The organism is Rhodococcus sp. PSBB066 (assembly GCF_017068255.1).
Lineage (GTDB): Bacteria > Actinomycetota > Actinomycetes > Mycobacteriales > Mycobacteriaceae > Rhodococcus > Rhodococcus aetherivorans.
Genome location: NZ_CP070859.1, coordinates 3,951,817 through 3,969,756, shown reverse-complemented (window position 1 = coordinate 3,969,756; position 17,940 = coordinate 3,951,817). Strand labels below are relative to the sequence as shown.

General features: G+C 73.0%; 17 protein-coding genes. 6 read left to right on the top strand and 11 right to left on the bottom strand.

The genetic code is table 11. From position 1 onward, the window contains the following. Positions 1-19: 19 nt before the first annotated feature. Positions 20-1,669 carry a glycoside hydrolase family 13 protein gene (locus JYA75_RS17930; RefSeq protein WP_006945752.1) on the top strand — a complete coding sequence of 550 codons (1,650 nt, stop codon included), beginning with the start codon at positions 20-22 and terminating at the stop codon, positions 1,667-1,669. Positions 1,670-1,833: 164 nt separating this feature from the next. Here JYA75_RS17930 and JYA75_RS17925 read toward each other — a convergent pair whose 3' ends face one another. Genes JYA75_RS17925 through JYA75_RS17915 form a run of 3 tightly spaced genes read right to left on the bottom strand, consistent with a single transcriptional unit; the run spans position 1,834 to position 5,507 of the window. Continuing rightward, entirely contained in the window at positions 1,834-3,201 is a 1,368-nt protein-coding gene (locus JYA75_RS17925; RefSeq protein WP_050035272.1) for a metallopeptidase TldD-related protein, read from the bottom strand. After that, positions 3,198-4,709, bottom strand: a complete 1,512-nt coding sequence (locus JYA75_RS17920; RefSeq protein WP_168579668.1) for a TldD/PmbA family protein — start codon at positions 4,707-4,709, stop codon at positions 3,198-3,200. The genes JYA75_RS17925 and JYA75_RS17920 overlap by 4 nt, the downstream gene beginning before the upstream one ends. A 30-nt stretch (positions 4,710-4,739) precedes the next feature. Then, a complete protein-coding gene (locus JYA75_RS17915; RefSeq protein ID WP_161994704.1) occupies positions 4,740-5,507 on the bottom strand; it encodes a TSUP family transporter in 768 nt (255 codons plus the stop codon). Between the two features lie 111 nt (positions 5,508-5,618). On the opposite strand from JYA75_RS17915, the gene JYA75_RS17910 reads away from it, so the two are divergent. The 4 genes from JYA75_RS17910 to JYA75_RS17895 are packed head-to-tail and all read left to right on the top strand — an operon-like array spanning position 5,619 to position 10,186. Then, positions 5,619-6,167, top strand: a complete 549-nt coding sequence (locus JYA75_RS17910; protein WP_006942494.1) for an FxsA family protein — start codon at positions 5,619-5,621, stop codon at positions 6,165-6,167. 19 nt (positions 6,168-6,186) lie between these two features. Then, positions 6,187-7,797 carry an amidohydrolase family protein gene (locus JYA75_RS17905; protein ID WP_050035275.1) on the top strand — a complete coding sequence of 537 codons (1,611 nt, stop codon included), beginning with the start codon at positions 6,187-6,189 and terminating at the stop codon, positions 7,795-7,797. After that, positions 7,794-9,371: an apolipoprotein N-acyltransferase gene (gene lnt / locus JYA75_RS17900; protein WP_050035276.1), complete on the top strand. Its 1,578-nt coding sequence runs from the start codon at positions 7,794-7,796 to the stop codon at positions 9,369-9,371. Before JYA75_RS17905 ends, lnt begins: the two co-directional genes overlap by 4 nt. A 35-nt stretch (positions 9,372-9,406) precedes the next feature. Further along, the gene (locus JYA75_RS17895; protein ID WP_006942500.1) at positions 9,407-10,186 is read left to right on the top strand and encodes a polyprenol monophosphomannose synthase; all 780 of its coding nucleotides are present in this window, start codon (positions 9,407-9,409) and stop codon (positions 10,184-10,186) included. A 60-nt stretch (positions 10,187-10,246) separates the two neighbouring features. Here JYA75_RS17895 and JYA75_RS17890 read toward each other — a convergent pair whose 3' ends face one another. From JYA75_RS17890 to JYA75_RS17860, 7 genes are all read right to left on the bottom strand, one after another. After that, positions 10,247-10,672 carry an Hsp20/alpha crystallin family protein gene (locus tag JYA75_RS17890; protein ID WP_006942502.1) on the bottom strand — a complete coding sequence of 142 codons (426 nt, stop codon included), beginning with the start codon at positions 10,670-10,672 and terminating at the stop codon, positions 10,247-10,249. A 174-nt stretch (positions 10,673-10,846) separates the two neighbouring features. Next, positions 10,847-11,341 (bottom strand): hypothetical protein, encoded by a 495-nt coding sequence (locus JYA75_RS17885; protein WP_029543794.1) that lies wholly within the window; start codon positions 11,339-11,341, stop codon positions 10,847-10,849. A gap of 110 nt (positions 11,342-11,451) precedes the next feature. Then, positions 11,452-12,435, bottom strand: a complete 984-nt coding sequence (locus tag JYA75_RS17880; protein ID WP_029543796.1) for a diiron oxygenase — start codon at positions 12,433-12,435, stop codon at positions 11,452-11,454. After that, a complete protein-coding gene (locus tag JYA75_RS17875; RefSeq protein WP_029543798.1) occupies positions 12,422-13,330 on the bottom strand; it encodes a prephenate dehydrogenase/arogenate dehydrogenase family protein in 909 nt (302 codons plus the stop codon). The genes JYA75_RS17880 and JYA75_RS17875 overlap by 14 nt, the downstream gene beginning before the upstream one ends. Next, positions 13,327-15,426 carry an aminodeoxychorismate synthase component I gene (gene pabB, locus JYA75_RS17870; RefSeq protein ID WP_029543800.1) on the bottom strand — a complete coding sequence of 700 codons (2,100 nt, stop codon included), beginning with the start codon at positions 15,424-15,426 and terminating at the stop codon, positions 13,327-13,329. Before pabB ends, JYA75_RS17875 begins: the two co-directional genes overlap by 4 nt. A gap of 8 nt (positions 15,427-15,434) precedes the next feature. Continuing rightward, a complete protein-coding gene (locus tag JYA75_RS17865; protein WP_006931064.1) occupies positions 15,435-15,800 on the bottom strand; it encodes a chorismate mutase in 366 nt (121 codons plus the stop codon). Between the two features lie 247 nt (positions 15,801-16,047). Then, the gene (locus JYA75_RS17860) at positions 16,048-16,386 is read right to left on the bottom strand and encodes an RNA polymerase-binding protein RbpA (RefSeq protein ID WP_006931066.1); all 339 of its coding nucleotides are present in this window, start codon (positions 16,384-16,386) and stop codon (positions 16,048-16,050) included. Between the two features lie 212 nt (positions 16,387-16,598). Here JYA75_RS17860 and JYA75_RS17855 point away from each other — a divergent pair, with 212 nt between their 5' ends. Next, positions 16,599-16,931: a hypothetical protein gene (locus JYA75_RS17855; protein WP_006931067.1), complete on the top strand. Its 333-nt coding sequence runs from the start codon at positions 16,599-16,601 to the stop codon at positions 16,929-16,931. Between the two features lie 28 nt (positions 16,932-16,959). Here the strand turns inward: JYA75_RS17855 and JYA75_RS17850 are convergent, their stop codons facing one another. Further along, positions 16,960-17,568, bottom strand: coding sequence for a hypothetical protein (locus JYA75_RS17850; protein WP_006931068.1), 609 nt, complete (start codon positions 17,566-17,568; stop codon positions 16,960-16,962). Between the last annotated feature and the right edge of the window lie 372 nt (positions 17,569-17,940).

Sequence of the window (17,940 nt, the reverse complement as noted above, 5' to 3'; positions counted from 1 at the left end):
ACCACCCGCAGGGGAAACCATGCCCACATCACGACAGTGGTGGCACGACGCTGTCATCTACCAGGTGTATCTGCGCAGCTTCGCCGACGGCACCGGCGACGGCATCGGCGACCTCGCAGGGCTCGCCGAGCGCCTGCCGTACCTCGTCGACCTCGGCGTCGACGCAATCTGGATCACCCCCTGGTATCCGTCACCGATGGCGGACGGCGGCTACGACGTCGCCGACTTCCGCGACATCGACCCGCTCTTCGGCACTCTCGACGACGCGGACACCCTGCTGGCCGCCGCCCACGCTGCCGGACTCCGCATCATCATCGACCTGCCCGCCAACCACACCTCCGACACCCACCCCTGGTTTCGGGAGGCGTTGCGCAGCGCCCCCGGTTCGCGGGAGCGCGCCAGGTACTTCTTCCGCGCCGGCCGCGGCGACACGGGCGAACTCCCGCCGAACGACTGGATCAGCGCATTCGGCGGACCGGCCTGGACCCGCACCACCCGAGAGGACGGACAAGCCGGCCAGTGGTATCTGCACTTGTTCGCACCCGAACAACCCGACCTCGACTGGACCAACCCCGAGGTCCGCACCGAATTTGCTGACGTTCTGCGCTTCTGGTTCGACCGCGGCGTCGACGGCATACGCATCGACGCCGTGTCGGCGATGGCCAAGGTTCCCGGACTGCCGGATGCCGGCCACGCACCGGGAGCCCGGTTCGAATCCAGCACGTGGGTCGACAATCCGCACTGGGATGTCGACGAACTTCACGACATCCTGCGCGAGTTTCGCACCATCGCCGACGAATACGGCCCCGACCGCATGTTCGTCGCCGAGGCGATCGTCCGCAGCCCCGAACGTCTGGCCCGCTACGTGCGTCCCGGCGAGTTGCACACCGCCTTCAACTTCGACTTCCCCAGAGCCGGCTGGGACCCGGCAGCACTGCGCGAGGCCATCGACCGCAGCCGCGAGGCGCTCCGCGAGGTCGGTGCGCCGACCACCTGGGTGCTCTCGAGCCACGACGAGACCCGCCACCTCACCCGATTCGGGCGCGCCGAAACCAGCACACTGCCGATGACCCTGACCGCCGCCACCGACTCCGATCTCACCCTCGGCACCCGCCGCGCCCGCGCGGCGGCCCTGCTCATGCTCGCCCTGCCCGGCGGTGCCTACCTCTACCAGGGCGAAGAACTCGGCCTCGAGGAAGTCACCGACCTCCCTGCGGAACTGCTGCAGGACCCGACCTGGGAACGGTCCGGGCACACCATCCGCGGCCGCGACGGATGCCGGGTCCCGCTGCCCTGGAGCGGTGACCACCCACCCTTCGGGTTCGCCGCCGACCACGTCCAGCCGTGGCTACCCCAACCCGACAACTGGAAGTCGAAGACCGTCGCCGCCGAATCCGACGACCCCGATTCGATGCTCACCCTCTACCGCACCGCACTACGACTCCGACGCACACTGCCCGCCCTGCGCGATGACTCTTTCGGCTGGCAGCCGTCGGCCACCGATGCCCTCGTCTTCGACCGCGGACCGACGTTTCGGTGCGTCGTGAACCTGTCCCGTCAACCGGTTGCGATCGACCCGGACGCAACCGTCCTGCTCGCCTCCGCCGCCCTGACCGATGCCCGTTCTCTGCCACCGGACACCGCAGTCTGGCTGCGCACCAACCGATAGGGCCGTGACACAGCCACTCCATCGAAGAACTTGTCGGATCCGGCGGTGACCACATCGAACGAGCCTTCTCGCCCAAATCCGCCCGATTTTCGGGGGACACTACGTCGAGCCCGTAGGTCGGCAGCCCGGCCCGGTTCCACCGCGCCCTGCCCTGAGCGCCGGGCTCAGCGAGCGCGGCTGACCGACGACATGTGGAAGTCGGGGACCCGCAGCGGCGGCATCGCGGTGCGGGTGAACCAGTCCTTCCATTCCCGCGGCAGGGTCCGCTCCGTGCGGCCCGCCTCGGTGGTGCGCCGCAGCAGATCCAGCGGGCTCTCGTTGAACCGGAAGTTGTTCACCTCCGCCGTCACCGCACCGTCCTCGACCAGGTACACGCCGTCGCGGGTCAGACCGGTCAGCAGCAACGTCGCCGGGTCGACCTCCCGGATGTACCACAGCGTCGTCAGCAACAGTCCCCGCTCGGTGCGGGCTACCATCTCGTCCACGTCGGCCGCGCCGCCGCCGGTCAGCACCAGGTTCTCCCCGGGCGCCGCCACCGGCGCCCCGAACTCGGCGGCCGCGGCCCGCGGGTACGCCAGCGCGTGCACCGCGCCCCCGCGCACCCAGTCGACCCGCCCGGCGTCCATCCCGTTGTCGAACACCGACACCGAGTTCGACGAGGCGGTGGCCGCGACGAACGGCGCGTACTCCAGGCCGGGGGCGGCCGGATCGGAGAACAGGGTCAACGGCAGCGCGGTGAGCCGTTCGCCGACGCGGGTGCCGCCGGGCCGCGACAGCGCGGTGTGCCCCTCCTCGGCGCCGCGGCCCTCCATCGACCACATCAGGTAGATCATCAGGTCCGCCACCGCCGACGGCGGCAGCAGCGTCTCGTAGCGCCCGGCCGGGAGGTCGACCGTGCGGCGCGCCCAGTCCAGCCGCCGCGACAGCTCCGCGAGCAGGGACGGTGTGTCGACGTCGGTGAAGTCGCGGGTGCCGGCCCCGGCCCACGCGCTGGCCCCGTTCAGCCCGCCCCGCTTGCCGTTGATCTCCACCGATCCTTCCGGCTCGGTGAACCGGCGCCGCACCCCGTTGGAGGTGCCCAGCCAGGTCGTCGACACCCGGTGGTGGGCGAAGCCGTAGAGCTGATCGGCGCCGTCGAATCCCGCGGCGAGATCGTCGACGAGCCGCCCGAACACCGAGATGTCCGTCCCGGCCGCGGCGTCGGCCCAGTCGCCGGGCACGCCGTCGCCGCCGACGAGCGGCATCGCGTCCTCGGCCGGGGACGCCGCCGCGGCCGCCGCCCCCGCCGCCCGCACGGTCGGGGCGATGTCGGCCGGGTCGACGCTGCTCGACGTCACCACCCCGACGCGGGGGGTGTCGCCGCGCTGCACCGCGATCACCGTCCAGCTGCGCGAGCGCGAGATCCCGTTGGTGGTCATCGAATTTCCGGCCCACCGCAGCGACGCCTCGCCGGTGTCGGTGACCAGCACGATGGTCTCGTCGGCGGTCGAGCAGCGCAGCGCCCGCTCGAGCAGTTCCTGCGCCTCGATCATCGCCCGCCCTCCGCGCGTGTGTTGAGCACGTTCACCGACCGCAGCAGCGCCGACGGGCAGCCGTGGCTGACCGGGGCGACCTGACCGGGCTGGGCCTTGCCGCAGTTCACGGCGCCGCCGAGCTGCCAGGTCGACGGCCCGCCGACCGCCTCGAGCGACCCCCAGAAGTCCGTCGTGGTGGCCTGGTACGCCACGTCGCGCACCTGCCCGGCGAGTTCGCCGCCGCGGATCCGGTAGAACCGCTGACCGGTGAACTGGAAGTTGTAGCGCTGCATGTCGATCGACCAGGACTTGTCACCGACGACGTAGATCCCGTCGTCGACCCGGGCGATGAGGTCGGCGGTGGTCGTGTCGGCCGACGGGTCCGGCTGCAGCGACACGTTCGCCATCCGCTGGAGCGGTACGTGATGCGCCGAGTCGGCGTACGAGCAGCCGTTCGAGCGTCCCAGGCCCAGCCGCGGCGCGAACACCCGGTCGAGCTGGTAGCCCACCAGGATCCCGTCCCGCACCAGGTCCCAGGACTGGGCGGCGACCCCGTCGTCGTCCCAGCCGACGCTGGCGAGCCCGTGCGCGACGGTGCGGTCCGCCGTCACGTGCATGACGTCGGTGCCGTAGCGCAGCGTGCCGAGCCCGTCCGGGGTGGCGAACGAGGTGCCCGCATAGGCCGCCTCGTACCCGATGGCCCGATCGTATTCCGTTGCGTGCCCGACCGATTCGTGGAGGGTCAGCCACAGGTTGGTGGGGTCGATCACCAGGTCCGTCGGCCCGGCCTGCACGCTGGGGGCCGCCGCCTTCTCCGCCAGCCAGCCGGGGATCCGCTCCAGCTCCTCGTTCCAGTGCCAGTGCGCGTCGCCGGCCAGATACTCCCAACCCCGCCCCACCGGCGGGGCGAGGGTGCGCATCGTCTCGAACTCGCCGGTGCGCCGGTCGACGGCGGTGGCCTCGAGCTGCGGTGCCACCCGCACCCGCTGCTGGGTGATCGTCGAGCCGGCCAGGTCCGCGTAGAACGTCTGCTCCTTGATCTGCAGACAGCTCGCCGTCACGTGATCGACCCCGTCGGTGTCGAGCAGCCGCCGCGAGAAGTCCGTCAGCCGCGCCACCTTCTGCGCGGTGGGCACCGTGAACGGATCGACCTCGTACGGTGACACCCACACCGCGTCCGGGTAGACCGGTTCGTCGGCGAGCTCGACCCGTTCCCGGTTCAGCGCCCGCAACGCCCGGGCCACCTCGATCGCCTGCCCCGCGGTCGCCGCCGCGACGGCGGGACTCAGCTCGGCGTGCGAGGCGAACCCCCACGTGCCGTCGACCACCACCCGCACGGCCAGCCCCGTGTCGACACTGTCGACGGCCGCCTGCACGGCGCCGTCCCGCAGGCTCAACGACTGGCTGTGCACGCGATGCACCCGCAGATCCGCGTGGGAGGCGCCCGCAGCGCGGGCGACGGACAGCGCGGCGTCCGCGAGCGCCCGCAGCGGCAGGGCGAGGAAGTCGGCGTCGACGGTGCTCACCCGCAACACCGTAGCGGCCCGTGCGCCGGCTCAACCGAACTGCTGCCATCCCAGCCGCACCACCATCACCAGCACCACGGTCAGCAGCACCACCCGCACGAACCCCGAGCCGCGCCGCAGCGCCGTCCGCGACCCGGCCACCGCGCCCGCGATGTTGCACACCGCCAGCGCCAGCCCCAGGGACCACCACACGTGCCCGGTCGCCGCGAAGTACACCAACGCCCCGAGGTTCGACCCGAGATTGATCACCTTCGCCATCGCCGCCGAGCGCACGAACTCGGTGCCGAGCAGCGTCGCGAACGCGATGATCAGGAACGTGCCGGTGCCGGGGCCGAGCAGCCCGTCGTAGAAACCGATCACCGCGGCCGCCAGCAGCACCACCAGCACCGTGCGCCGCAGCGTCGGGCGTTCGTGCGCCAGCGTCGTGCCGACCTGCGGTCGCAGCGTCACGAACACCGCGACCGCCACCAGCACCACCATCACGATCGGAATGAACAGGTCCCTGTCGATCCGCGAGACCGTCGCCGCACCCGCCGCGGCCGCGACTGCGGCCAGCGCCGCCGCCGGAGCCAGGACCGGCCACTGCAGCCGGATCCGACGGGCGAACGTCACCACCGCCGCGCCGGTGCCGCAGATGGCGGTGAGCTTGTTCGTCGCCAGCGCGGCCGCCGGCGTCAGTTGCGGGGCGACGACGAACAGTGCCGGCAACAGGATCAGCCCACCCCCACCGACGACGGCGTCGACCCACCCCGCGGCGGTCGCCGCCACCATCAGAACCGCCCAGTCGCCCGCACCCACGCGGCCATTCGATCACAGCGGTCGGGAGCAAAACCGCCGCGCCGTTCGTTGACCGGGTGTGACCGTCGCATCCGCATTCGTGCCGCCCCCGGCGCCTGGGAGGATCACCCCATGATCGCGCTGCTGTTCCTGGCCTACGTCGTCGTCGAGATCGGGGTGCTGGCCTGGCTCGGCTCCACCCTGGGCATCGGCGCGACGATCCTGCTGTTCCTCGGGGTGAGCGTCCTCGGCTACCTCGTCCTCGGCGCGCAGGGCCGGCGTGCCCTGCAGAACCTGGGCCGCGTCCGCAGCACCGCCGCCGACCGTGCCGGATTCGCCGGCGCCGCCGACCGTGCCCTCACGGACGGCGCCCTGATCGGTGTCGGTGCCGCCCTCGTCCTCGTGCCCGGCCCGGTCACCAGCGCCGCCGGAATTCTGCTGCTGCTGCCCCCGACCCGGGCCCTGCTGCGGCCCGCCGTCCGGGCCGTCGCCGCCCGCAAGGTGGCCGCGGCCGCCGCCCGCGGCGGCGGATTCCGCGGCGAACGGCTCGTGGTCGTCGACGGCGAGGTCGTCGAGCACACCGTCGTCGGCACCCCGCGCCTCGGCGCCGCGACACCCGGCGCGGGCACCGTGCTCGAGGGGGAGATCGTCGACCCCCCGCAGCGCCCGCACCTGCCCTGACGGGGCACACTGGGTAGCCGTGAGTTCCCCAGCCCCCCGCACCCAGCTTCTCGTCGGCGGCCGCATCTACAGCGCCAGCGCCCCCGACGCCACCTCGATGGCCGTCACCGACGGGCAGGTCGTGTGGGTGGGGGAGGACCGGCCCGGCCGCGCCCTGCACCCGGACGCCGAGACCGTCGACCTCGACGGCGCGTTCGTCGCACCCGCGTTCGTCGACACCCACGTCCACGTCACCGCGCACGGCCTGGCCCTGACCGGCCTCGACCTGTCCGGCACCCCCTCCCGCGAGGACGCGCTGCACCGGCTGCGCGACCACGCCGCCCGGCACGCCGACGCCCTCGTCTGGGGCCACGGATGGGACGAGACCCGCTGGCCCGACCCCACCGCACCGACGACCGACGACCTCGACGCCGCCGCCCCGGGCCGCGCCGTCTACCTCACCCGCGTCGACGCCCACTCCGCGGCCGCCTCCACCGCGCTGCGCGCCGCCACCGACCTCGTCGGACTCGACGGCTACCACCCGCAGCGTCCGCTCACCGCGGCCGCGCACCACACCGTCCGCGCCGCCGCCCGCGCCCTGCTCACCCCCGCCCAGCGGGCCCGCGCCCGCGCCGCCGCCCTCGACGACTACGCGGCACACGGCATCGTCGCCGTCCACGAGTGCGGCGGCCCGGACATCGCCGGCCGCGACGACTTCGCCGAACTGCTCGCCACCGACCACGCCGTGCAGGTCCGCGGCTACTGGGGCGAGGCCGTCACCACCGCCGACCAGGCCCGCGCGCTCCTCGCCGCGACCGGCGGCCACGCCCTCGGCGGCGACCTGTTCGTCGACGGCGCCCTCGGGTCGCACACCGCGTGGCTCGCCGCGCCCTACACCGACCGCCCCGACTGCTGCGGCACCGCCTACCTCACCGTCGAGCAGATGGCCGCGCACCTGCGGGCCTGCACCGAAGCCGGCATCCAGGCCGGCTTCCACGTCATCGGCGACGCCGCCGTCGACGCCGCGGTGCAGGCGTTCGCGGCCGTCGTCGCCGAGCTCGGCGGCCCGGCCGTCGCGGCCCGCGGGCACCGGCTCGAACACCTCGAGATGGTCACCGCCGAGCAGACCGCCCGGCTCGGCGGCTGGGGTGTGATCGCCAGCATGCAACCGGCCTTCGACGCGCTGTGGGGCGGGCCGGACGGGCTGTACGCCACCCGCCTCGGCGCCGACCGCGCCGCCGGGCTCAACCCGTTCGCACCGCTCGCCGCGACCGGCATGTCGCTCGCCTTCGGCTCCGATGCACCGGTCACCGCGGCCCGGCCGTGGCCGATGCTGCGCGCCGCCGTGCACCACCGCACCCCGGGCAGCGGAATCTCCCCCCGCGCCGCGTTCGCCGCCGCGACCCGCGGGGCGTGGCGCGCCGGCGGGGTGCGCGACGGAGTCGCCGGCACCCTCGACCCCGGCGCGCCCGCGTCGTACGCGATCTGGGAGGCGGACGAGCTCGTGGTCAGCGCCCCGAAGGACAGCGTGCAGCGCTGGTCGACCGACCCGCGGTCGCGGGTGGCGCCGCTGCCGGACCTCGAGCCGGGCACGCCCGACCCGGTGCTGCTGCGCAGCGTGCACCGCGGCCGCGTCGTGTACGCACGGTGATCGGGCCGCGCGCCGCCGCCCGGCCGGTGGTGGCCCGCAGCGTCGCCGCCGTCGCGGCGGGGCTGCTGTTGTTCACGAGTTTCCCGCCGCGTCCGCTGTGGTTCCTCGCGCCGCTGGGCATCGCGCTGCTCACCACGATCCTGGCGGCGCCGACGCGGCGCCGCCGTGCCGGCTTCGGCTACGGCTACCTCGCCGGCCTGGGGTTCTTCGTGCCGCTGCTGCCGTGGATCGGCGAGTACGTCGGCCCGCTGCCGTGGCTGGCGCTCGCGGCCGCCGAATCCGTGTTCGTCGGCCTGTTCGGGGTGATCGCGGTGCAAGTGCGTGCCCTGCCCGGTGCCCCGGTGTGGATCGCGGCCGGCTGGAGCCTGACCGAATACCTGAGGGCGAGCGTGCCCTTCGGCGGCTTCCCCTGGGGCCGGCTCGCGTTCGGGCAGCCGGACGGGCCGCTGGTCGGTCTCGCCGCGGTCGGCGGGGCGCCGCTGGTGTCGTTCGCCGTGGCGCTGACCGGCACCGGCCTGTGGGCGTGCGGCCGCGCCGGCCTGCGCTACGCCCGCGGGCACCGGGAGCGGTCACCGCTGCTGCGGGCCGCCGCGGTGACCGTCGCCGCGCCGCTGCTCGCGCTGGCGACCTGGCCGGCGCTGCCCGCCCCCGAGTCGGGCGAACGCATCGTCACCGTCGCCGCGATCCAGGGCAGCGTGCCGCGGCTGGGACTGGACTTCAACGCCCAGCGCAAGGCCGTGCTGAACAACCACGTGGCCCGCACCCTGGAGCTGGCAGACCGGGTCCGGGCCGGCACCGCGCCGCGCCCGGACGTGGTGATCTGGCCGGAGAACGCCTCCGACATCGACCCGCTGCGCAACCGCGACGCGGCCGCCGACATCGGCGCCGCGGCGGCCGCGGTCGGCGCCCCGATCCTGGTGGGCGCCGTGCTGGTCAACGGGGACGGCACCACCACCAACTCGGTGATCGTGTGGGACGCGGCCGGCGGGCCGGGGGAGCGGCACGACAAACGCATCATCCAGCCGTTCGGCGAGTACCTGCCGTACCGCTCGTTCTTCCGGTTGTTCTCCGACTACGCCGATCGGGCCGGGCACTTCGTACCCGGCGACGGCGACGGCACCGTCCACGCCGCCGGCATCCCGATCGGCGTGGCCACCTGCTACGAGGTGGCGTTCGACCGGGCGCTGCGGGACTCGGTGCGCGCCGGCGCGCAGCTGCTGGCCGTGCCCACCAACAACGCCACCTTCGGCGACACGGAGATGACCTACCAGCAGCTGGCGATGTCCCGGGTGCGGGCCGTCGAGCACGGCCGTGCCGTGGTGGTGGCCGCCACGAGCGGGGTCAGCGCGATGGTCGCGGCGGACGGTACGGTCACCGAGCGCAGCGCCCTGTTCGTGCCCGAGGTGCTGGTGGCGCAGGTGCCGCTGCGCACGACGGCTACGCTGGCTACTCGGCTCGGACCGATTCCGGAGCTCGTGCTCTGCGTCGGTGCCGTCGCCGCCGTCGGCGTGGCGCTGGTGCGCTCGCGCGGGCGGGGCACCACCGTGCCGGCCGCAGCCGGCACCGCGAGATGACCGGTCCACGGCCGGTTCGACAGGAAGGACCTTCGATGGCAGCGGCGACGCCGGCCGGGAACGACAGTGCGCCGAGCGCCCGGACCCTGGTGATCATTCCGACGTACAACGAACGCGACAACATCGGCCTGATCGTCGGCCGGTTGCACGCCGCGCTGCCGCACACGCACGTGCTGATCGTCGACGACGGCAGCCCGGACGGCACCGGGGACGTGGCCGATCGTCTCGCCACCGCGAGCGAGGGCCGCATCCACGTGATGCACCGCACGGAGAAGAACGGTCTCGGCGCCGCGTACATCGCCGGGTTCCGTTGGGGACTCGAGCGCGGCTACACCGTGCTGGTGGAGATGGACGCCGACGGCAGCCACGCCCCCGAGCAACTGCACCTGCTGCTCGAGCGGATCGACGCGGGCGCCGACCTGGTGCTGGGCTCGCGGTACGTGCCCGGCGGCACGGTCGTGAACTGGCCGTGGCACCGGGAGGTGCTCTCCCGCGGCGGCAACATCTACTCGCGGCTCGCGCTGGGGGTGAGGATCCACGACATCACCGGCGGCTACCGCGCCTACCGCCGCGAGGTGCTCGAGAAGCTCGATCTCGCCGCGGTCGCCTCGCACGGCTACTGTTTCCAGGTCGACCTCGCCTGGCGGGCCGTGCAGGCCGGGTTCACCGTCGCCGAGGTGCCGATCACCTTCACCGAGCGGATCATCGGCGAGTCGAAGATGAGCGGCAGCATCGTGCAGGAGGCCCTGATCAAGGTCACCGTGTGGGGTGTGCGCAACCGGTGGACGAAGCTGCGCGGTCTGCTGCGCCGCTGAGCAGCGGCCGGGGGGAGGGGTGGACGCCGACGGGCGTGCACCCCTCCCGGCTGCCGGGGCTCATTCGACGTTCTTGACCTCGATCTTCTTCCCGGCCTCCTGCTGCTCGGCGAGACCGATCGACACGGTCAGGATGCCCTTGGTGTAGGACGCCTCGACGTCGTCGTCCTTCGCACCCGGGGGCAGGGTCACCGAACGGCGGAACGAGCCGTAGTGGAACTCCGAGCGTCCACCCTCGGACTTCTCCTCGGTGCGTTCGGCCGTGATCTCGAGCTGCCCGGCGTTGATCGAGACGTTGATGTCCTTCTCGGGGTCGAGCCCGGGCAGTTCGGCCCGCAGGACGTACCGGCCGTTCTCGACGCGGTCCTCGACGCGGATGAGGTTGCCGCCGAGGGCGGGACGCAGGCCGGTGAAGGGGAAGGCGTCGAAGAACTCGGACAGGTCCGGGAACACCGAACGGGGACGGCGCGCTGGCACAGTGGACATGTCTGCTCCTCTCTGGGAGTCGGATCGATGGGGAGGTCGTTCCGACTCCATTCGACTCCTCTCGACGAGGTCCCGACAGGGCCGGAAGTCCCGGACCCGGCGGCGCCGAACGTTCGAAGAAGAGGTACTAGGGCAATCGATCGTTCGGCACCGAGCAGGACCGCCGAACGTTCGTCAGGCCGGGTCCGCGGTGCGACGATCGCGTTCGCGCCGCAGCTCGGCGACCTGCACCTGCAGCTCGGCGATGTGCGCGCGCGCCTCGCGCAGCTGGGTTGCCCGCTCGTCGGCCAGTTCGGCGCGCACCATCGCCAGATCCGCCTCGAGTTCGGCGACGCGCTGCCAGGCCTCGGCCGCGGCCCGCAGCGCCTCGTCGCGTTCGGTGCGCAGCCGTGCCGCCTCGAAGTCCACCGCCCCCGTCCCCGCCGCCCGGGGGGCTGCCGGCACGGCGCCGATCCGGGCCGCCGCGGCCTCCGGTGGCCCCGGATCCGGTACCGCCGGGGGCGGCGCCGGATCCGGGGAGGGGGTGGCACCGGCGGGGGCGGAGGTCCGGCGTTGACGCTCGCGCCAGGCGCGCGCACGTTCGGCGCTGTTGGCGTACTGCTTGCGGCGGCCGCCCGTCGCCGGGGTGTCCCCGATCGGTGTGCCGCCCGACGAGGCTGCATCGCTCACGACCGCAGGTTACCAGGGCGAACACCTCCGAACGTTCGAAACAAACGTTCGGAGGTCACGAATGGGTCATCTTTGCGAACGTTCGAATCGTTCGTTCGGTTTCGGTCGTTCTACCAGGTGACGGACAGATCGTCGGCGACACCCAGGTCGGCGCACAACCGGCGGATCGCGCTGCAGTCCTGCACCACCCGCCGCGGATGCGGCGCCGCCGCGGTGTCCGCGAGCATCTCCCGCCCGCCCGGAACGCGCTCCGCCTCCACGATCGCCGCCCAGGTTCCCAGATCGCTGCCGGTGAAGGCCTCGATGCCCGCCGCCAGGGCCTCGACCAGCTGCGCCCGGTCGCCGGGCCCGAGATCGGTGAACACCATCTTCAGCAGCTCGGCCGCGAGGGAGGCGTGGCTGAGCTCGTCGCGCCGGTGCAGGGCCACCGTCGTGCGGTTGACCGGCTGCAGATCCTCGTCCTCGGTCATCAACCCGAGAAACGCGCTGATGGACGTCTCCGCGACGGTGGTGAACGCCAGCCGGATCAGGGCCTGCGCCCGCGGATCCGGCGCCGCGTCGACGGCGGCGCGGTGCTCGCGCACGGTCCGGCACGGCGGCAGCGCCGACTCGGGCATCCGCCAGCCGCGACGCCGGCGGATCACCGCGCTCGCGTTGAGATGCATCAGGGTGTGGTACTGCTCGTCGACCATCGCCTGCAGCACCCCCGCGGTGACGGTGTCCGACGGTCCGACCTCGAAGAAGTCCGTCGTGATCAGCGCGAAGCCGGGGTTGACCACGTACTGCTCGATGTCCATGACGTTCTTGTTGTACGCGATCCACCCCCAGCCCCGCAGCCGGGCCCGGCGCTCCTCGTCCAGGGCACGGTACGCGGGGTGGGCGTGGAACGGCACGAGTTCGTCCGGGAAGTCCAGCCGGGTCGGATCGAACAGCTCGTCGAGATCGGGTTCGCGCTTCTTGACCGTGGCGCGCCGCCCCCATGACCGCGCCAGGCCCCGCACGACGGCGCTCTCGACGACGTCGTGCGGATCGTGGTCGGGCAGCGCGGGCGCGAGCAGCGGGCCCCGCGCCCCGGACAGATCAGGCTCGGCCATGGCGGCTCTCCGTTTCCTCGTGCGTCAGCTCCGCGAACAGTCCCGCACACAGCTCCCGATACCGGTCGGCGTCCGCGCCCAGCGGCGTTCCGGCCCGGGCCAGCAGGTCCGCGAACCCGGCCACCGAACCGGCGCCGACCACTGCGTCGAGTTCGTCGAGGGAGGCGCGCAGCGCCGCCCGGGCGGCGGCCGCGTGCGGATTGCCGGCCTGCACGTCGAGATACACCTCGGGCGCGCCGGCGGTGATCCGCGCGAGCAGCGCCCGCAGCAGCACGTGCGGCGGCGGTGCCGTCGCCCCCGCCACCGACGGGGACACGTCGAGCCGGCCCAGCGCCAGCCCGAACGCCAGAACGGCCGCGTGGGTGGCGGCCTGGGTGGCCGCCGCGACCCGGTCGTGCTCGTCCGCCGTCAGCCGCACCACCTGCGCACCCCACCGGCCCAGCGCCCCGACCAGCGACTCGACCGCCGGGCCGGGCCGGTGCTCGACCACCGCCACCGGCCGGCCGGCCATGCCCAGCGCCGGCGCGAACATCGGGTTCAGCCCCACGCACTGCGCGGACCACCCCGGCTCGCGCACGGCCCGCGCCCACGCCGACTTCACCGACAGCGTCTCGACGAGCACCGCGGCCGGCGACAGCAGCGCACCGAGCGGGGCGGCGGCGGCGAGTGCGGTGGTCTCGGGCAGGGCCAGCACCACTGCCGGAGCGACCCGGACCGCGTCCCGCATCGCCGCCGTGGGGGCGGTGACATCGCCGCGCAGCGCGGCCGGGTCGTCGCCGGCGGCCGGGTCGATCACCACCACGGCGGTGCCGTCGCGACGGAACGCCTCGACCAGCATCCGGCCGACCGCGCCGGCACCGCCGGCGACGACCACGGGACCGGCCGCGGCGTTCACGCGCGGGGGCCGTCCTCGGGCGACTCGTTCACCGACAGGGTGCGGCGCATCGCCACCGCCTTGACCATCGTCTCCTCGAGCTCGTCCGCCGGATCCGACAACGCGACGATGGCGCCGCCGATTCCGAACCCCACCTCGTGCTCGGTGGCGACCATGGTGCGGATGACGATCGACAGATCCGCCGCCCCCGTCGGGGACAGATATCCCAGCGCCCCCGAATACACGCCGCGGGGGCCGTCCTCGAGCTTGTCGATGATCTCCATGGTGCGCAGCTTCGGAGCCCCGGTCATCGACCCGCCCGGGAACGCGGCCCGCACGCAGTCCACCGCGGTCGCATCCGGGCGCAACGTGCCCCGGACCGTGGAGACCAGTTGGTGCACGGCCGCGTACGTCTCGACGTCGAACAGCTTCGGCACGTGCACCGAGCCGGGTACGCACACCCGCGAGAGGTCGTTGCGCACCAGGTCGACGATCATCAGGTTCTCCGACCGGTCCTTCTCGCTGTCGAGCAGGCTCTGCCGCAACGCCCGGTCCGCGTCCTCGGTGGTGCCGCGCGGCCGGGTGCCCTTGATCGGCTTCGACTCGACCACCCGGTCCGGGCCGATCCGCAGGAACCTCTCCGGCGAGGCGCTGAGCACCGACACCTCCGGGAAGCGCAGCAGGGCGCTGTACGGGGTCGGGCTGAGTTCCCGCAGCGTCTCGTAGGTACGCAGCGGATCCACGCTGCGCTCCACGGTCGCCGCATTGGTCAGGCACACCTCGTACGTCTCGCCGCTGCGGATCTCGGCGATCGACTGGGCGATCAGCTCGAGGTACCGCTGCGGCTCGTGCCGCAACCGCACCTGCGGATCCTGCTCCGCCCGCACCAGCGGCGCCGTGGCCGGCGCCGTGGCGGACTCCGGCAGGGACTCGAGCACCGCGGCGGTCTCGTCGAACCACGCGGTCGTGGCCGGCTCACCGGTCCGCTCGCTCAACGCCAGCAGATAGCAGCAGCGCGCCTCGTGGTCGAGCACGACCGCGCGGTCGGCGAACACCATCGCCGCGTCCGCGATGGGGGACGTGTGCACCAGCTGGCCGCCGGTGTCGGCCTTGAGCTCGTACCCCAGGTAGCCCACGTACCCGAGAGCGAACGCGAACGGCAGGTCGTCCCGCCGGGCGACCGTGCGCTCGGCGAGGCGACGGTCGACGTGGTCGAAGAAGGTGGTGTGGAACTCGGCGACCGGTTCCCCGGCCCGCTGTTCGCGCACCAGGGTCTCGGCGACGCTGTAGGTGACGAACTCGGCGCGTGGTCCCGATCCGTCCCCGAGGATGGAGAACCGCGAGTTCGGCTCGGTGGCGGCACTGCCGTCCAGCCAGAAGCTGTGCGGGCCCTCGGCGAACAACGCTTCGAACACCCGCTGCGGGTCCGGGTTGTGTGCGATCCGGCGGCTCTCGAGCACCAGCGCCGGGGGCGGGGCCGTCGGCGCTGGCGGTAGGGCCGGCTCCGGCGGGTGGGGCCGGGCCGGGGTCGCGTCGCGGAAGTTCGCCAGCAGTTCGCGGCCGTACTCGGTGCAGATCGATTCGGGGTGGAACTGCACCCCCCACAGCGGACGGGTCCGGTGGGCGACCCCCATGAGCAGCCCGTCCTCGGTCCAGGCGACGGCCTCGAGCTCGTCGGGCACCCGGTCGACGACCAGCGAGTGGTATCTCACCGCCGCGAACGGCGAGGGAATGCCGGCGAACAACCCGGTGCCGGTGTGCCGGATCCGCGAGAGCCGTCCGTGCACCGGTTGCGGGGCGCGCACCACGTCGCTGCCGAACAGGTTGCACAGGCCCTGGTGGCCCAGGCACACCCCGAGCACCGGCAGACCGGAGTCGAGCAGGGCGTGGGAGCTGATCCCGAAGTCGCGGGCCCGGTCGGGCCGCCCCGGCCCGGGGGAGACGACGACGTTGTCGAACCGGTCCAGGTCCAGGCACTCCCACGGGGTGTCGTTGCTGACGACCGTGGGCGCAACACCGTTGACCTCCGCAAGCAGGCTGTAGAGGTTGTAGGTGAACGAGTCGTAGTTGTCGATCAGCAGGGTGCGGATCGAACCGGCGGGCGGCGGCGCGGCCATGACCGGCCTCAGGTCCGGGTCTCGCGCAGCTCGGCCGACGCCGAGCCGGTGCCGTCGATGATGAGGTCCTCGACCCGGCACGCCTCAGCGATGAGCAGCGCGTACAACGAGTGCAGGAACTCGGGCGACATGGCGTTGCGGTGCGCGTAGGTCTCCGCGCGGTCGTGCACGACCTGCATCCGCCCCGGCTGCAGCATCGGGATGGCGTGCCGCTGTTTCAGGTGCGCGATGCGGGCGCAGATCCGCAGCCGGTCCCGGACGTCGTCGAGGAGCCGGGCATCGACGCGGTCGAGTTCGGTGCGCAGCCCGTCGAGCAGGCGGTCCGGCGTGGATTCGGCGGTGCCGCCGGCCCTGCGGTCGTTGCTGTTGTCCATTGCTTCTCGCCCCCTGTACCACGTCCCGAAACCCCAGTGGGTCATTCCGTTTCGCGTCGTCCGAGGTCGCCGGTCCGAGAATCCGGCCGGTGTTCGATCATGATGACACGCGCGCGAAGGCGCTGTCGGCGTTTGATCTTTTTGTGCCGTGCGCGCAACACGGCCGACCCCTGGGGGCCCGTGATACGCGATGCCGCCCCCGGGACGGATCCCGGGGGCGGCATCGTGAGGTGCCGGTGGGGGCGGGTCAGGCGCCGCGCCGCTTGGTCTTGAGCAGTTCGAGGCGCTCCTTGAGCAGTTCGTCGAGCTCGTCGATGGAGCGGCGCTCGAGCAGCATGTCCCAGTGGGTGCGCGGCGGCTTGACCTTCTTAGTCTCCGGTGCCGCGCCCTCGACCAGGGAGCCTTCCAGGCCGTTCTTGCAGATCCAGGTGCCGGGGATCTCCGCGTCGTCGGCGAACGGAACGTCGAACTCCTCGCCGTTGTCACAGCGGTAGCGGGCGATCCGCCGCGGCGCCAGATCGTGGTCACGGTCGGTCTCGTAGCTCACCGCCCCGAGCCGGCTGCCTCGCAGTACACGATCTGCCATGGTGGTGTCCTCTCTTGTGTGCTCCGCCCGGTGCGCTCGCCTCCGAGGGAAGCGAGCGTCCACAGTGCGGTCGACATCGGCGGATGCCGACCACTCTTGTCAACGCCCGCGCGGTCGAATCGGTTCCCGACCGCCCCGGGGCCGTGGGCGCGGGTCATTCTACCGGGCTGCCCCGGCCGCTCCGGCGCCGCGGGCCGGTAGGGTGTGCGGCCATGACCGGACGTACCCGTAAACCGGAGAACTGCCTCTGGTGCGGCCGGCCGGTCGCCGACGCCCCGCTCGGGCGCCGCCGCCGCTATTGCCGCCGCTCGTGCCGCCAGCGGGCCTACGAGCACCGCACCCTCGCCCGGGAGGCGGGCCTGCCGGAGGACGCGGTGGTCCTGACCGCCGACGAGGCGAGCGCGGTCGCCGACCGCGCCTTCGAGGTGCGGTGCGCGGCCGAGGACGTCGCGACCGCGGTGGGCGAGGGCGCGGGTCCGGAGGAGCTGGCGCCGCTGTGCGCCGACCTGGTGCGCCTGGCTCGCGCCGCCGAGCGGCTCCGCTGAACCGGGCTCCGCCGAGCCGGCGGCGGCCTCAGGCGAAGAACGCCCCCATCGTGTACACCACCTGGCAGAAGGTGCCGTCGACGTACTGCACGGAACCGAACAGTGCCGACAGCACCGGCCCGGTGCCGGTGTCGAGGGTCTTCGACAGCTGCGGCACCCCGCCGACGGTGTCGTCGAGGGTGGCCACGCCGCCGCGGAAGTTCTCCATGTTCAGCCATACGAACTTCAGGTCGGCCCGCGCCGGCAGGGTGGGGATCGTGGGGGAGACGAAGATCTTCAACTGCCCGATCTGCACGGGCGGCACCGCGTTGGGGCCGGGCTGGGCCCAGCCGGTGGTCATCGCGTACGGGGTGAAGCCGCCGCCGCAGCCGAGCCCGAACGTGGGGGCGGGCTGCATGAACGGCTGCGGCGTGTTGCGCGGCGGCGGCTCGAACAACGCCGGGGTGCGGGCCGCGTCGAGCAGGGACTCCACCGCCCGCAGCGCCTCGGGGGAATCCGCGGCGGCCGCCGCCCGCAGCGCATCCGGCGGCAATCCCGGGGGTGCCGGCTCCGCGACGGCGTGGGCGGGCACGGCCACGGCGACAGCCGCGGCCGCCGCGGCGGTGAGCGAACGAACGGTCCATCGACGCTGCTGCATCCAGAGCTCCTCGAGGATGGGGCGGGCACGGGCGACGGCGTGGTCGGCTCGACAATAGGGGGACCGGGTCCGCCGCGGGGCGTTTCCGGGGTCCGGTTCGAAAAGCGGTTACCGAAACTGTGATTCGAGCGCATCCGGTGACCGGATCGCGATCGAACGGTAACAAATCCTCGTCGATTCGCCGCGAGCGCCGCGACAGGTCCCCCCTCCGGTCTCGACTCGGGATCGATGCGGCCCGAGGGGTCGATTTTTCGGTCCGGTTTCGGGCCGAGACGTCGTCGCGGTGGTCTAGCTTGAGGGAGCGCTCCTGTCACACATTCGAGGGCGCGGACGATCGAAGGGGAAAGAGCTACAGCCACGTCGATCCGACCG